Source organism: Aureibaculum flavum, assembly GCF_016406085.1.
Lineage (GTDB): Bacteria > Bacteroidota > Bacteroidia > Flavobacteriales > Flavobacteriaceae > Aureibaculum > Aureibaculum flavum.
Map to the genome: position 1 here is coordinate 1 of NZ_JAEHFJ010000017.1, position 13,206 is coordinate 13,206.

The 13,206-nt window shown below is 32.6% G+C and carries 16 protein-coding genes and 1 tRNA gene; 13 read left to right on the forward strand and 4 right to left on the reverse strand.

All coding sequences use genetic code 11. The features are described from left to right. Positions 1–744 precede the first annotated feature (744 nt). Positions 745–831, reverse strand: a tRNA-Lys gene (locus JBL43_RS19705). Positions 832–939: 108 nt separating this feature from the next. On the opposite strand from JBL43_RS19705, the gene JBL43_RS19710 reads away from it, so the two are divergent. From JBL43_RS19710 to JBL43_RS19770, 13 genes are all read left to right on the forward strand, one after another. Then, entirely contained in the window at positions 940–1,116 is a 177-nt protein-coding gene (locus JBL43_RS19710; RefSeq protein WP_198843077.1) for a hypothetical protein, read from the forward strand. Between the two features lie 164 nt (positions 1,117–1,280). After that, positions 1,281–1,850, forward strand: coding sequence for a Crp/Fnr family transcriptional regulator (locus JBL43_RS19715; protein ID WP_198843078.1), 570 nt, complete (start codon positions 1,281–1,283; stop codon positions 1,848–1,850). 78 nt (positions 1,851–1,928) lie between these two features. Further along, positions 1,929–3,221 (forward strand): OsmC family protein, encoded by a 1,293-nt coding sequence (locus tag JBL43_RS19720; protein ID WP_198843079.1) that lies wholly within the window; start codon positions 1,929–1,931, stop codon positions 3,219–3,221. A gap of 46 nt (positions 3,222–3,267) precedes the next feature. Further along, positions 3,268–4,023, forward strand: coding sequence for a DUF4405 domain-containing protein (locus tag JBL43_RS19725; RefSeq protein ID WP_198843080.1), 756 nt, complete (start codon positions 3,268–3,270; stop codon positions 4,021–4,023). Positions 4,024–4,486: 463 nt separating this feature from the next. Next, positions 4,487–4,954: a hypothetical protein gene (locus JBL43_RS19730; RefSeq protein ID WP_198843081.1), complete on the forward strand. Its 468-nt coding sequence runs from the start codon at positions 4,487–4,489 to the stop codon at positions 4,952–4,954. Positions 4,955–5,237: 283 nt separating this feature from the next. Continuing rightward, entirely contained in the window at positions 5,238–5,756 is a 519-nt protein-coding gene (locus tag JBL43_RS19735; RefSeq protein ID WP_317193475.1) for a peroxiredoxin-like family protein, read from the forward strand. Between the two features lie 75 nt (positions 5,757–5,831). Beyond that, positions 5,832–6,191 carry a hypothetical protein gene (locus JBL43_RS19740; protein WP_198843082.1) on the forward strand — a complete coding sequence of 120 codons (360 nt, stop codon included), beginning with the start codon at positions 5,832–5,834 and terminating at the stop codon, positions 6,189–6,191. Between the two features lie 250 nt (positions 6,192–6,441). After that, the gene (locus JBL43_RS19745; RefSeq protein ID WP_198843083.1) at positions 6,442–6,633 is read left to right on the forward strand and encodes a hypothetical protein; all 192 of its coding nucleotides are present in this window, start codon (positions 6,442–6,444) and stop codon (positions 6,631–6,633) included. Continuing rightward, positions 6,620–7,129 carry an RNA polymerase sigma factor gene (locus tag JBL43_RS19750; RefSeq protein WP_198843084.1) on the forward strand — a complete coding sequence of 170 codons (510 nt, stop codon included), beginning with the start codon at positions 6,620–6,622 and terminating at the stop codon, positions 7,127–7,129. Before JBL43_RS19745 ends, JBL43_RS19750 begins: the two co-directional genes overlap by 14 nt. Position 7,130: 1 nt before the next feature. After that, complete coding sequence (locus JBL43_RS19755; protein ID WP_198843085.1) at positions 7,131–7,787, forward strand: hypothetical protein; 657 nt, start codon at positions 7,131–7,133, stop codon at positions 7,785–7,787. 233 nt (positions 7,788–8,020) lie between these two features. Beyond that, positions 8,021–8,671 carry a peroxiredoxin-like family protein gene (locus tag JBL43_RS19760; RefSeq protein ID WP_198843086.1) on the forward strand — a complete coding sequence of 217 codons (651 nt, stop codon included), beginning with the start codon at positions 8,021–8,023 and terminating at the stop codon, positions 8,669–8,671. Between the two features lie 75 nt (positions 8,672–8,746). Continuing rightward, a complete protein-coding gene (locus tag JBL43_RS19765) occupies positions 8,747–9,223 on the forward strand; it encodes a hypothetical protein (RefSeq protein WP_198843087.1) in 477 nt (158 codons plus the stop codon). Positions 9,224–9,274: 51 nt separating this feature from the next. Beyond that, a complete protein-coding gene (locus JBL43_RS19770) occupies positions 9,275–9,868 on the forward strand; it encodes an ASCH domain-containing protein (protein ID WP_198843088.1) in 594 nt (197 codons plus the stop codon). Positions 9,869–10,026: 158 nt separating this feature from the next. On the opposite strand, the gene JBL43_RS19775 is transcribed toward JBL43_RS19770, so the two are convergent. The 3 genes from JBL43_RS19775 to JBL43_RS19785 form a co-directional block, all read right to left on the reverse strand. After that, the gene (locus JBL43_RS19775; protein ID WP_198843089.1) at positions 10,027–10,311 is read right to left on the reverse strand and encodes a DUF2188 domain-containing protein; all 285 of its coding nucleotides are present in this window, start codon (positions 10,309–10,311) and stop codon (positions 10,027–10,029) included. Positions 10,312–10,329: 18 nt separating this feature from the next. Then, positions 10,330–11,262 (reverse strand): magnesium/cobalt transporter CorA, encoded by a 933-nt coding sequence (gene corA, locus JBL43_RS19780; protein WP_117880474.1) that lies wholly within the window; start codon positions 11,260–11,262, stop codon positions 10,330–10,332. Between the two features lie 137 nt (positions 11,263–11,399). Further along, the gene (locus tag JBL43_RS19785; protein ID WP_198843090.1) at positions 11,400–13,001 is read right to left on the reverse strand and encodes a glycoside hydrolase family 43 protein; all 1,602 of its coding nucleotides are present in this window, start codon (positions 12,999–13,001) and stop codon (positions 11,400–11,402) included. Between the last annotated feature and the right edge of the window lie 205 nt (positions 13,002–13,206).

Below are 13,206 nucleotides of genomic sequence, written 5' to 3' on the forward strand. Positions count from 1 at the left end.
GTCGTGATCCCAGAAAGGGTATCCTAAGCAAGCATAGAAACCCAAAAACACGATGTGTTTTTTTGGGTTTTTTGTTTCCCTTCTCTTATGAAAATATTTCAAGGATTACTCCCTGCGGTCGTCATCCCAAAAAGGGTATCCTGAGCAAGCATAGCAACCCAAAAACACGATGTGTTTTTTTGGGTTTTTTGTTTCCATATCGCTTACAAAAATATTTCAAGGATTACTCCCTGCGGTCGTGATCCCAGAAAGGGTATCCCGAGCAAGCATAGCAACCCAAAAACACGATGTGTTTTTTTGGGTTTTTTGTTTTCCCTTCTCTTACGAAAATATTCTAAGGATTACTCCCTACGGTCGTGATCCCAGAAAGGGTATCCTAAGCAAGCATAGAAACCCAAAAACACGATGTGTTTTTTTGGGTTTTTTGTTTTCCCTTCTCTTACGAAAATATTCTAAGGATTACTCCCTACGGTCGTGATCCCAGAAAGGGTATCCTAAGCAAGCATAGAAACCCAAAAACACGATGTGTTTTTTTGGGTTTTTTGTTTTCCCTTCTCTTACGAAAATATTCTAAGGATTACTCCCTACGGTCGTGATCCCAGAAAGGGTATCCTAAGCAAGCATAGAAACCCAAAAACACGATGTGTTTTTTTGGGTTTTTTGTTTCCATATCACTTACAAAAGCAAGCTTTTGACGCTCTTGGAAACAAAAAACCCACAACTTCCGTTGTGGGTTTCCTTTTGCGGAGAAAGAAGGGATTCGAACCCTCGGAGGTTTAACCCTCTACAGTAATAAATTACCGCTGCATTCAGCCACTCTGCCATTTCTCCAGGCTTATATAACTGAACATTTCTCGCTTTATTGTATACCGTTTAAATAAATTATATGATTCGTTTTTTGCATCAAAAAAAGACATTTCCACTGAACATTTTATCCAATTGACTTCCAATACGGTACAGCCTTTATTAATTTCCAATCATCATACACATCCTAAAAACAAAAAAGAAATTGGTCCAAAAAAAAACGTTCTTGAAATTTTAAAAACCATTAAAATCTATCAACATTTAGAAAAATACCGTCCATACGGATATAAAAAAGCTGGAAAAAGAAATTAATGCTAGACAAACCCCATAAACATCACGGAAAACTGACTAAACCGAAAGATTTATGTACTTTTATATGGTCAAAACTTAGTAGACTCGACATTTCGGTGCTCATGGAGATTAAAAAAAATTAAATCAACCTAAAAGCGTAAATACTAGCAACCAACATATACGTTATGACAGAGCGTTTAGAACAATTTTTAGTAAATAAATTCGAATGTACTTCCGAGGAAGTTTCTGAGGTTGTAAAAAACTTTAAATATATTGAAGCTGCAAAAGAAGAACTATTAAACGAAGATGGTAACATTTGTCGTAATCTCTATTTTGTTATTGAAGGTTGTGTAAAATGTAATTTCATTGATGCTAATGGACAAGAAACCATACGATATGTTGCTTTTGAGAATCAATTGATTTCATCCTTCCATAGTTTCATTAAAGGAACACCTTCCAATGAATATATTACTGTAGTAGAACCTTCTAAGTTATTAACCATTTCGCATACCGATTTTAAATTAGGACTTAGCAAGAGCAGTCTTTTTAAAGATTTTTACATCAAAATGCTCGAAATCACCTATCTTAATAATCATTGGCGTATCAGAACTTTTTTAAGTTTAGACGCAAAACAACGCTATGAATATTTAATAAAAAACGACAAACGAATAGTTCAACGATTATCAAATAAAAACTTATCTCACTTTCTGGGTATCACCCAAGAGAGTTTAAGCAGAATAAAAGCAAAAAAGTGATTATTTATCATTTGTCAATGTTTTTGATCTTATAGTACTTCACCTTTGTTACCAATTAACAATCTAAATTCGGTAACAATGAAAACAACAAAAAACATTAGCGTTATTACTTTTCAAATAGCACTTCTCATCGCAATTGGAACTGGTTATGCTCAACATGATGTAAACCAAGTTCAAAAAGAGTATTCAGTAGTAAAAAGAGTTGATAATTTTAACCAACCTACAACATTTTATCCCACAAAAGCAACACCTGTAAATGCTGCTATTAGTGAGAATATTGTCACTTCAGCAAAAAGAGTTTTAAACAAAGAGAAGCCTTTCTTGAAAAAAGGGGTCGTAAAAACTGTTGGAGAAAATAATTTAAGTGCATGGCAAATGACAAGCGATGAAGGAGGTAATCCGCAGAGTGCCCCCAACCCTTTATCTTACTACACAGCTGGAGCAGCTTCTGACCTGCTTACTCAGGTTGAAAGAAGTATACAAATAATGGGATTGGATGTTGAAGATGTAAAAGTGGAAACAGAATTCTTTTTTAGATGGAGCGATATTATGACTGATAATTGGGCCGGTTTTACAGATAAAGTAGTAAGCAATATCATTATAAAAAGTAATGAATCACCTCAAAAAATTAAAGAATTAAAAGCAATGGCAATTAGAGCCTGGTCGATTGGCGAGTCTTTAGCTAACAAAACTGCTATTGATGCAGCAAATGTAATTAACGGTGACGAATGGGATGGACAAGCTGCCCAAGCAGGACAAATTCCTTCTCCTATTTCTACCGATAATGGTCGTATTATTTCAAATACAACAAAGGCATTACAATTGCAGACCATAAAAGTGAAAGAAGATCTAGATATGGATATGAATGATTTTCCAAAAGAAATGAGTTTCTCGGAAATTGGTATTGCAGAATCAGCAAATAATGCTAAGCTTCTCTATTTACATAGAATAAGAGTGAAATCATTAACAGCAAACTACGAAACCTGGGAACTTTATGCGGATGATAGTCGTGGCTATGAAGGCACAAACGCAGCACCTACATCTAGAGAATATTTTACGTTAGGCACATCGTTTTGTTTAATGAGCCAATTGACTCCAAACATGATGTATTTTCAGAAAAAAGGTGTTAAAATTGATGATTTCGCTGTTGAGCATCAGTTCAATTACCGCGAAAATAATTTTATGACCCCAGCAATGACCGGTGAAATGACAGAAGTTATAACCAGAATCATAGTTAAAAGTGAAGCAGATGTAAAATTGGTAAATCAGTTTGCTGCTCAAGCACTTCGTTGTTGTTTTGCTGGTGAAGGAATAGTGCAAGAAACAGAAATGGAAACAAGTATCTATCTAAATGGAAAACTTGTTAAATAGTATCTCTAAATATAAATATACGATCCACTTTTAATTAAAAAAAATCATGAATAAGGGTAAAAAGAAAACATCGAAAGTTAGAATATATGTTGATATTTTATTTTTTACCCTTATGATTTTAGTATTAATTCCCCAAACCACTGGAATACCAATTCATGAGTGGGCAAGTTTTATCATACTGATCCCCTTTTATATACACTTGATCATTAATTGGAATTGGATTGCAACAAATTCTACTAAATTTTTTAAGAAAAATCCTAATAAAACGCGTTTTGATTATATATTAAACTGGAGCTTATTTTTATTGATGATACTTGTAACGGTTTCAGGAATTGTGATATCTGAAGCTGCCTTACCACTATTTGGGATTCATTTTGAGCCCGATCCTTTTTGGTCACAAATTCATACTATTAGTGCTACGCTTTTCATGGTTATATTAGGTATTCACCTCGCATTACATTGGAGATGGATAGTGGGTGCTTTCAGTAAATTTAATTTTAAATCTGATGTACATCATTTAACTGCGGTAGGAGAAATAATTACAAAACACAAGCGTCAATTGTTACTTCTTACAGTTATTAGTGTCTTGCTTTCACTAGCCTTTTGGACATTAACCTATAGCGATTGGGCAGACAGTTTTAGAATAAATTCAGAAACTGGTAATGGTGAAAATTCTAATGACATGCCACAAAATTGGATGGTATACATTTTACCATTCGTAAAAGTAACCGTATTAATTGTTGTGCCTGCTCTTATTTTTAATGGAATAACTAGAATTAAAAATAAAATATGGAAATCTTAACGTTATAAATAAAATGGACACCCTCATCCTATAAAATTCAATAAAAAAGCATTTCTTAAAAAAATGAATTTTACTCAAGGTTATTCTTACACGTATGTGTGGCTTATCTTAAAACTATTGATATTAATCCTTTGAAAACTGACAACCCTAGTTGCAAGACCACCTGCACCCTCAGCTTCTGCATTGGTTACCAATCTCACTAAAAATGATGTTATAATTACAGAAGCACAAGCTAAACAATTATTAAATACGCTTAAATTGCAGTAAGTGTACGGTTCATAAAATCGATTAAATCAATCGTTAATAGAGTTATCTTGCCGATGCATACTAATGTGGTTTCGATAGGTGATGATAATCCGAAAAGTTAGTTTCTATTTACACGCTCTGTTTCTTATGTCAACGTTAAAAACGATTTGAACGCAACTAAATAGAGAATTGTGAATCTTCTTTATAAAATGATATTATGAAAAAACTATTTTTATTACTATTTGCAATCGGAGGTTTAATTTCTTGTAACAATGATGATGACAACATTGAAATAAATGAACAGAACTTTTTAATTTTTGGGCACTTCTACGGTGAATGTTTTGGTGAAGGTTGCGTAGAAACTTTTAAACTGACGGATAAAAAATTATATGAGGATACCCTTGACGATTATTCAGGGCAAAATTTGGAATTTATAGCATTAGAAAATGACAAATTTGAAGACGTCAAAAACTTGGGTGATTTTTTCCCGAATCAACTTCTAAATGAAAGCGAAACCGTTTTTGGATGTCCGGATTGTGCAGATGGAGGTGGATTATTTATTCAATACTCGGAAAATGGAAATGTAAAAAGTTGGAGAATTGACCAAGATAAAAATAATGTTCCAACGTATTTACACAATTTCATAGACAAGGTGAATGAAAAAATTAAAATGATAAATAATTAAAAAATAAATTTGACAATCGGAAAATTAATTCCAAAAAAAACGAAACGTTTCATACCCTAAACCGTTCCAAAATTCAGGGCAATACATGTAAAAACATAAAGGGCTAATGTATTAAGTGAACGCAATACTTCTTTTTACCATAAAGATAATTATGAAATATTTAAAAGAACTAACCGATGCTAAAATTGAATCAGGCCTACAAGCTAATCCTGAATTCATGTAAGGTGTAGATGCTATTAAAAAGCAAGCAAAAGCCTTTCAACAAGGTAAAGATGCCATTAAAATAAGTCAGAAAGCTCCTAATTTTGAGTTACCTAATGCTGAAGGTAAATTAATATCTTTAGACGCACTAATAATCAAAGGCCCTGTTGTGATCACTTTTTATCGCGGTAATTGGTGCCCCTATTGCAACTTACAATTGAGAGCCTTGCAAGCCAAACTAGATGAAATTCATACATTGGGTGCTACATTAGTTGCCATAAGCCCACAAGTACCTGATGGATCAATGACTAAAGATGAAATTAGTGCAATGGACTTTATTGTACTATCTGATCAAGATGCAAAAGTTGCTTCACAATATGGTGTTGCCTGGGAAGTGCCCGCGTTTTTGGAGGAACATATGCGTGTTGGTAGAAAACTTGATTTAGAAAAAATTAATAATGGCAATAGTAATATATTACCAATTCCAGCCACATTTATAGTTGGGCGTGACGGAGTAGTTACATGGAACTTTGTTAATGTTGATTATAGAACGCGTTCAGAGCCTGAAGATATTATTAAGGCGTTACAAACCTTGACTTAAACACATACTTTAATTTCAATAAAAAATACATGCTACTGTACCTCACAAGATAGCGTCTTATTAAGTATAAAAAGGATGGATAAAAACGTTAAGAGAATACTATACAAAATACAAGATTTTTCATATTCAATACTATTAGTAAGGTTAATTGCCTTAGGGGCATCCATTAATTTTATTCTGATTTTTAATAATGATCCCTACTTCAATGGATTTATAATATTGTTTTTTGCATTTATCATGCTCATTGCAGAACATGGTTGGGATGTTGATGGTTTGCTATGGCTGGGCTGGAGAGCCGCTTTTGTGAATAGACGCGGACAACAAATTTTTCGATTAGCACCTAAAATAGAAATTACGGAATCTGATTTGCAAAAAATAGCAAAGACTTTAGTTACATATAAAAATGTGCCTGAGTACAACATAAAACGATATTAAAAATCTAATTAAACCCTAAACTACAACTAACAATATTTCTTATCTTTGTTATTGTTAGCGTATATGTTCTGGTGCGTTTAATTCTAGGTAAGAAAAACCTCAGGAATAACAGTAAACTTCTTCTCTGAAGTTCACTAAAAGTGTACGTCGAATTTTTGTCTGAAAAATTTTCTTCTAAAAGTGTGATTTTTGTAACCATTGTGCGAATAATTAAGAAAAGACGCGTACTTCTTAATTAAATAGAACAATAATGGAACATAAAAACATCAGATTAATTATTATTGTTGTTACAGCCTTTACACTATTATCAGCAGGTTGTAGCATTTCAATTACTAAAAATTATTATGGTTCAGAATCGAAAACACCAATAAAAACCAAAAGCACAACCTATGCTTTTAAATTAGGTACTCAATCGCTCAACCCAAATTATGTACAAAGATAGAACAGCCCAATTTCTCGTTATTGTTGAGGACCATAAAGGTATTCTATTTAAAGTAGCAAACTCCTATTGTCGAAATATTGAAGATAGAAAAGATTTGGTTCAAGAAATTATTTTGCAGTTGTGGAAATCATTTGACAACTACAACGAAAAATTTAAAATTTCTACTTGGATCTACAGAATTTCACTGAACGTCGCTATCTCGTTTTACAGGAAAGAGAACAGTAGAAAACGGATTTCCAATCCGATTACAACAGCTATTTTCGATTTTTCAGAGATAGAAATATCCAATGAAAAAGAAACCAATTTGGGAATATTGAATCATTTTATTTCAGAATTAAATGACTTGAACAAAGCCCTAATTTTGCTATACCTTGAAGAAAAAAGTTACAAAGAAATTTCAGAAATCATCGGAATTACAGAAACCAATGTAGCCACAAAAATTGGAAGAATTAAAAGTCAACTAAAAAAGAAATTTAATCAACTTAATAAACACTAAAATGGATAATATAGAATTCATAAATATTTGGAAAGAACAAAATCTCAAAATTGAAAAAACACTAGCAATTAATAAATTACTTTTAAAAGAGATTATTGGTCAAAAGGCAGAATCTGCTTTAAAAGGATTGGTGCATTTAAAAACGACAGGAATAGTAGCATTTGCGTTTTATCTGCTCCTTTTAGGCTACGCCTTGTTTTATGCCATATCAAATTATTCTTCAGCAAACAATTATTTTATTATTTCAGTTTCGGCAATCTCTTTGATAAATATAAAAGGTTTTGCTGACTATATTAAACATCTAGCTTGGACAAAAAATATAAATTATGATGGGAGCATAATAGAAATTCAGAAACAATTATCGAGACTTCAACTTTCCATAATTGACCATGCAAAAATAATGTGTTTACAATTTCCGTTTTTTACAACATTTTATTTGAGTGACAATTGGTTTCCTAAAAACGTAGGAGTTCCTTATGTTATCTTTCAAATACTCTTAACAGGTAGTTTTATTTATTTTTCCTTTTGGTTGTATAAAAACCATAAACTTGAAAACCTGAATAAAAAATGGTTTAGGAATTTAATAGCAGGTTCTGGTGGAAAACCCGTTGAAAAGGCGATTGATTTCTACAAAGAAATGGAAGAATTTGAAAAGTAAAATGATTGAAAAATAAGCTCGGATACAAAACATATATAAAAATAGGAGTTTAGGTGCTAACCTCAATTGTTTTGTCTATAATTGAGTATCTTGCTTTTCGAAACATTAGGACTTAGAAGCTCGTAATTTTCCAAATAATAACGTGTTGCCGTATTTCATTACAACACATGTAAAACCATAAAGGGCTAATGTATTAAGTAAACGCAATACCTCATTTTTCCATAAAGATAATTATGAAATATTTAAAAGAACTAACCGATGCTAAAATTGAATCAGGCCGACAAGCTAATCCTGAATTCATGAAAGGTGTTGATGCTATTATAAAGCAAGCAAAAGCCTTTCAACAAGGTAAAGATGCCATTAAAATAAGTCAGAAAGCTCCTAATTTTGAGTTACCTAACGCTGAAGGTAAATTAATATCTTTAGACGCACTAATAAACAAAGGCCCTGTTGTGATCACTTTTTATCGCGGCAATTGGTGCCCCTATTGCAACTTACAATTGAGAGCCTTGCAAGCCAGACTAGATGAAATTCATGCATTGGGTGCTACATTAGTTGCCATAAGCCCACAAGTACCTGACGGATCAATGACTAAAGATGAAATTAGTGCAATGGACTTTATTGTACTCTCTGATCAAGATGCAAAAGTTGCTTCACAATATGGAGTTGCCTGGGAAGTGCCCGCGTTTTTGGAGGAACATATGCGGGTTGGTAGAAAACTTGATTTAGAAAAAATTAATAATGGCAATAGTAATATATTACCTATTCCAGCCACGTTTATAGTTGGGCGTGACGGAGTAGTTACATGGAACTATGTTAATGTTGATTATAGAACACGTTCAGAGCCTGAAGATATTATTAAGGCGTTACAAACCTTGACTTAAACACATAATTTAATTTCAATAAAAAACACACGCTACTGTACCTCACAAGATAGCGTCTTATTAAGTATAAAAAGGATGGATAAAAACGTTAAGGGAATACTATACAAAATACAAGAATTTTCATATTCAATACTATTAGTAAGGTTAATTGCCTTAGGGGCATCCATTTATTTTATTCTGATTTTTAATAATGATCCCTATTTTAATGGATTTATGATATTGTTTTTTGCATTTATCATATTCATTGCAACGCAAAAAAAATCAATAACTGCCACTAAATTTGGTATAGAAACAAAGGAATTTAATGTATTGAACTTGTTTACAAAAAGAGAATTTTTTCGTCATAAAGATATTGCAACTATTGAATTTACTCCAAGTACATTTTCAATCACAATGTTTCTTCTGAATAGAGTAATCACCTCAGGATTAGACGCTAATAAACTTTCCGTTCTGAAAATAATAATGAAAGATGGAAAAGAAATTGAGTTAAAAAATATTGGAGACCAATTGGATGTCGAAAACTTAAATAAGATTAATATCGAAAACCAATAAATGGAATTGCAATTCGGTATACAATTTATTGTCATTAATTCTAAAAAAACCATGAAACATTTAGCTATTGTATTGATTTTTATTCTTATGAGTTGTAAAAACGAGTCAAAGCCTGAAACAAAAACGGAAACAGATACGAAATCCGAGATAGTGTTAGAATCGGAAACGGAGAGCGAAATAGACCAATCAGTCTATGATATGTGGAATAACTACATCAAATCAAATCCTGAATTTAAAGACCAAGAAATGCCAGAATCTGATTTTTTTCATAATAATAAAGAAGACGCCAATAGACTCGCAACGTTAACCATAAATGGAAAAAAGAAAGCTTCATCTGGACTATATAGTTTGTATAAACAATACAATGTTGACATTCCAAAAGTTGGGACCAAACAAATAATAACAGATTTTGACGGAAAAGCAAAAGCGATCATAGAAAATAGCAGTGCAGATACCATTCCTTTCCATAAAATTTCCAAAGCTTATGCTGCATTGGATATGGGAACGGATATTGAACCCTTAGAAAAATGGAAAAAAGCTCATTGGGACTTTTTTGAAAGTGTATTGGAAGAAAGTGGACAAAAACCAACCGAAGAAATGCTAGTAGTTTGCGTAATATTTGAAACCATCTGGACAGAAAAATAATAAAGTCTCACCTCATTTGGTAACTGCGAAACTGTTTGTTTATACGTATTTTCAAAGCCACCATAAATTTTTATTTTAAAATATCAGATAAAAAATTAGAGTGAAAAGAATCAGTTATTAATGTTTTAAAGTTAATTCAAACATAATACCCTTTTTTTTTAATCGTAATTAATACGATCTCTGATGGTACCGTCTTGACGATGAATAATGACATCTGCTTTGTATTTTTTAGCCAATCGTTTCGCTTTTCTAATGGCGGTTTCTTGTAATTTATGTGCTGAAGTAATTCTTTTATTCCCTTCTCTACGAACGGCCCAACGGTCTTCATAAGGAACTACATGCTGGTGATACGTCCGCTTTCTTTTGTTAGAACTTTTTAAGAAGAGCTCCATAAATTGTGAAATGAGGTCTAACCAAAAATTAGGCTTTGTTTTATCAGGCATAGGCTTATCATTTAGGGATTACAACCAACGTTTACGTTTAAAAAACAAGAGTGTAAGTACGGATGAAATAATCATTAATCCAATAGCAAACGGATAGCCCCAAGGCTTATCTAATTCAGGAATAAATTTAAAGTTCATACCATACATACTCGCAATTAGCGTAGGTGGCATAAAAATAACGGTAACTACCGTAAATATTTTAATAATGCGGTTCTGCTCCATATTTACAAGACCTAAGAATGTGTTTTGAAGAAATTCTAATCGTTCAAAATTAAAACTGGTATGGTCTAATAGTGAGCCCACATCTTTAATCATTACTTGAATAATCTCGTAATTTTTTTGTGGAAAAAATTTACTTTTTAAAATGGCTGATAAGATCCGTTGCTTCTCTATAATATTTTCACGAATGGAAATAGTGGATTCTTGATAACCCGTTATTTTTAATAAAATTTCGCGTTCCAGATTGTTGTCTTTCACCAATCCTTTACTAATTCCAGATATTTTATCAGTTAAATCTTCAATTAAATCGGCATCAAAGTCAATTCGTGTATCTAGGATACTGAGTAATACATCGGTTCCGTTTTTTGGCTGTACCGATTTAATTTTTTTATAAGTATCAAGAAACGTTTTGTATTCTTGCTCACGTTGCGTTATTAAAAAATTCTTTTTTAAGATAAAAGAAACAGGTTCATTGACATGATTTCTTTTTTCGGTACGTAAAAAGTTTAAGTTGATCCCTATTTCGTCTTCCGTCTCGTTATATTTTGAGCTCGATTCAATTTCTTCACTTTCTTGTGAAGTAAATAATTCTACGTTAAAATACTTTTCAACTTCGGTAATTTCTTCTTTGGTTGCATTAAAAATATCAATCCAAATAATATTGGGGTTCAATAATTCAAGTCCTGACTCAATGTTGTATTGACCCTCTGCTATACTTAAATGTTTAATCATTCCTAATCTACTACTTTATGAATAAGGTTATCTGAGTAGTAACCTAGCAACAAATATACATTTTTGAATTCTATTACGAAGCAACATAAAACACCCAATTATTAAAATAGCCTAATACTCCATCATGCTTTAGTGGCTTACTTTTCTTCATAGGTAAACCAATCAAAAACAGCATTATTTTTTGATTTTTTACCATTACTTGTAGCATAAACACCTACTCCAGGCCCATTAAACATAGCATTTCCTTGTCCATCGGCAATCACAATAAGGCTTTGTTTTTCACCAATGGGTTGTAATGATTCCATCGATGCACCATAACTAAATTGTACCTCCAAATCATTCGCTTTTACTTTCAAATAAACTTCTTTAGACTTATAAGGAATCCGTGCTATTTCTGTTTTTTTACCCATGAACGTTTTTAAAAGCACCAATGAAGTTTTATCTTTTAATAACGTAAAATGATTTTCATTGGTTCTATAAATGGTTATTCCGGCTTGTTCATTGGCTTTAGAAGTTTTAAAGCTCATTTTTGTTGCGGCTTCAAACTTATGATGTTCTATACGTTGCACAAGTATGGATGAATTTACCAAACTATCCATAACTTCTTTCCTTAATTTTAATTTAAGTAGTCCATCCTTCAAGGTGTAAAAAGATTCTTTAGGCGTGCGGATAGTATACCATTTAAGTGCTAAGCTGTCGCCCTCAAATTGGTCGTTGATAGGATCTTTTTTAACGGGTGTCCATGGTAAATCTGGACGTTTTTGCTCCATTAAGACTTTTCCATAACCTGGATTAAAAATGGGAGTTTGACCTTCAAATTCTACCTTGGCTAAAAACGTCTCTCTACTTAATGTGGTTATTCTATCAATATTGCGTTTACCCAACATTACAGACCACCATTCGCCATGTTGCGTCTGTACCAAATCACCATGTCCTATGGCATGTAATGGATAATCTAAGCCCAAGTTACGATGTGTAAGTACCGGATTTATATAATCTGCTATATAAGGGCCATTAATAGAATCACTATGATGAACGGTAAGAGCATGAAACAAGCCTGTACCTCCTTCTGAAAGCATCAGTAAATATTTTCCATTAATATGGTATAAATGTGGTCCTTCAGAATATGATGCATTATTTGCATGTCCGAATGTTAACTCGTGACGCTCACCTACCAGTTTTTTCTGATTTAAATCTAATTCCTGATTGAAAATGACACTCTGATCAGGCCATTGTTTATCTTCTACACCCGTCATCCCTGTATAATAGCATTTTCCATCGTCATCCCACATGAGTGATGGATCAATACCAGGAGCTTCAGGCAACCAATTAGGATCTGACCACGGTCCCGCCGGATTGGTGGCTGTAACATAAAAATTCATTCCACATCCAACGCAGGTATTAATAATATAAAATAATCCGTCGTGAAATCTAATTGTTGGGGCGAAAACGCCCAGTTTATCAGGTAAGCCTGTAAAATCCATTTGCTCTGGACGATTAATTGCATGACCAATTAACTCCCAGTTAACCAAATCTTTACTATGATAAACTGGAATGCCAGGAAACCATACAAAAGTAGAATTTACTAAATAATAATCATCTCCTACTCTACATATGGAGGGATCAGGATGATAGCCTGGTAAAATGGGATTATCAAAGTTTTCGGGTGCTGATTGTCCATAAAAATTCAAACAAAATAACAATCCAATGATCGTTATTTTAATAGTTTTAAAACTCATAATTAAATATATAATAGTTAACTTAATTTGTAAATCCCCTTCATTCAGTGATTACCAAATGGTGATTGCGTCCTACAACGTAAACCTATAAGTATGAAAGAAATGAACAGTTTATTTGTGTATTAAATGAAAGGGCTTGCAGTTCTATAGGTTTTAGGTATAAAACAAGGAAACGTACCCAATTAACAACTACACAAATTTAAGA

Bases quoted from the DNA above. Each gene is read 5' to 3' on its own strand.
- JBL43_RS19715 (WP_198843078.1), top strand. From the start codon at position 1,281: ATGACAGAGCGTTTAGAACAATTTTTAGTAAATAAATTCGAATGTACT.
- JBL43_RS19720 (WP_198843079.1), top strand. From the start codon at position 1,929: ATGAAAACAACAAAAAACATTAGCGTTATTACTTTTCAAATAGCACTT.
- JBL43_RS19725 (WP_198843080.1), top strand. From the start codon at position 3,268: ATGAATAAGGGTAAAAAGAAAACATCGAAAGTTAGAATATATGTTGAT.
- JBL43_RS19730 (WP_198843081.1), top strand. From the start codon at position 4,487: ATGAAAAAACTATTTTTATTACTATTTGCAATCGGAGGTTTAATTTCT.
- JBL43_RS19740 (WP_198843082.1), top strand. From the start codon at position 5,832: ATGGATAAAAACGTTAAGAGAATACTATACAAAATACAAGATTTTTCA.
- JBL43_RS19745 (WP_198843083.1), top strand. From the start codon at position 6,442: ATGGAACATAAAAACATCAGATTAATTATTATTGTTGTTACAGCCTTT.
- JBL43_RS19750 (WP_198843084.1), top strand. From the start codon at position 6,620: ATGTACAAAGATAGAACAGCCCAATTTCTCGTTATTGTTGAGGACCAT.
- JBL43_RS19755 (WP_198843085.1), top strand. From the start codon at position 7,131: ATGGATAATATAGAATTCATAAATATTTGGAAAGAACAAAATCTCAAA.
- JBL43_RS19760 (WP_198843086.1), top strand. From the start codon at position 8,021: ATGAAATATTTAAAAGAACTAACCGATGCTAAAATTGAATCAGGCCGA.
- JBL43_RS19765 (WP_198843087.1), top strand. From the start codon at position 8,747: ATGGATAAAAACGTTAAGGGAATACTATACAAAATACAAGAATTTTCA.
- JBL43_RS19770 (WP_198843088.1), top strand. From the start codon at position 9,275: ATGAAACATTTAGCTATTGTATTGATTTTTATTCTTATGAGTTGTAAA.
- JBL43_RS19775 (WP_198843089.1), bottom strand. From the start codon at position 10,311: ATGCCTGATAAAACAAAGCCTAATTTTTGGTTAGACCTCATTTCACAA.
- corA (WP_117880474.1), bottom strand. From the start codon at position 11,262: ATGATTAAACATTTAAGTATAGCAGAGGGTCAATACAACATTGAGTCA.
- JBL43_RS19785 (WP_198843090.1), bottom strand. From the start codon at position 13,001: ATGAGTTTTAAAACTATTAAAATAACGATCATTGGATTGTTATTTTGT.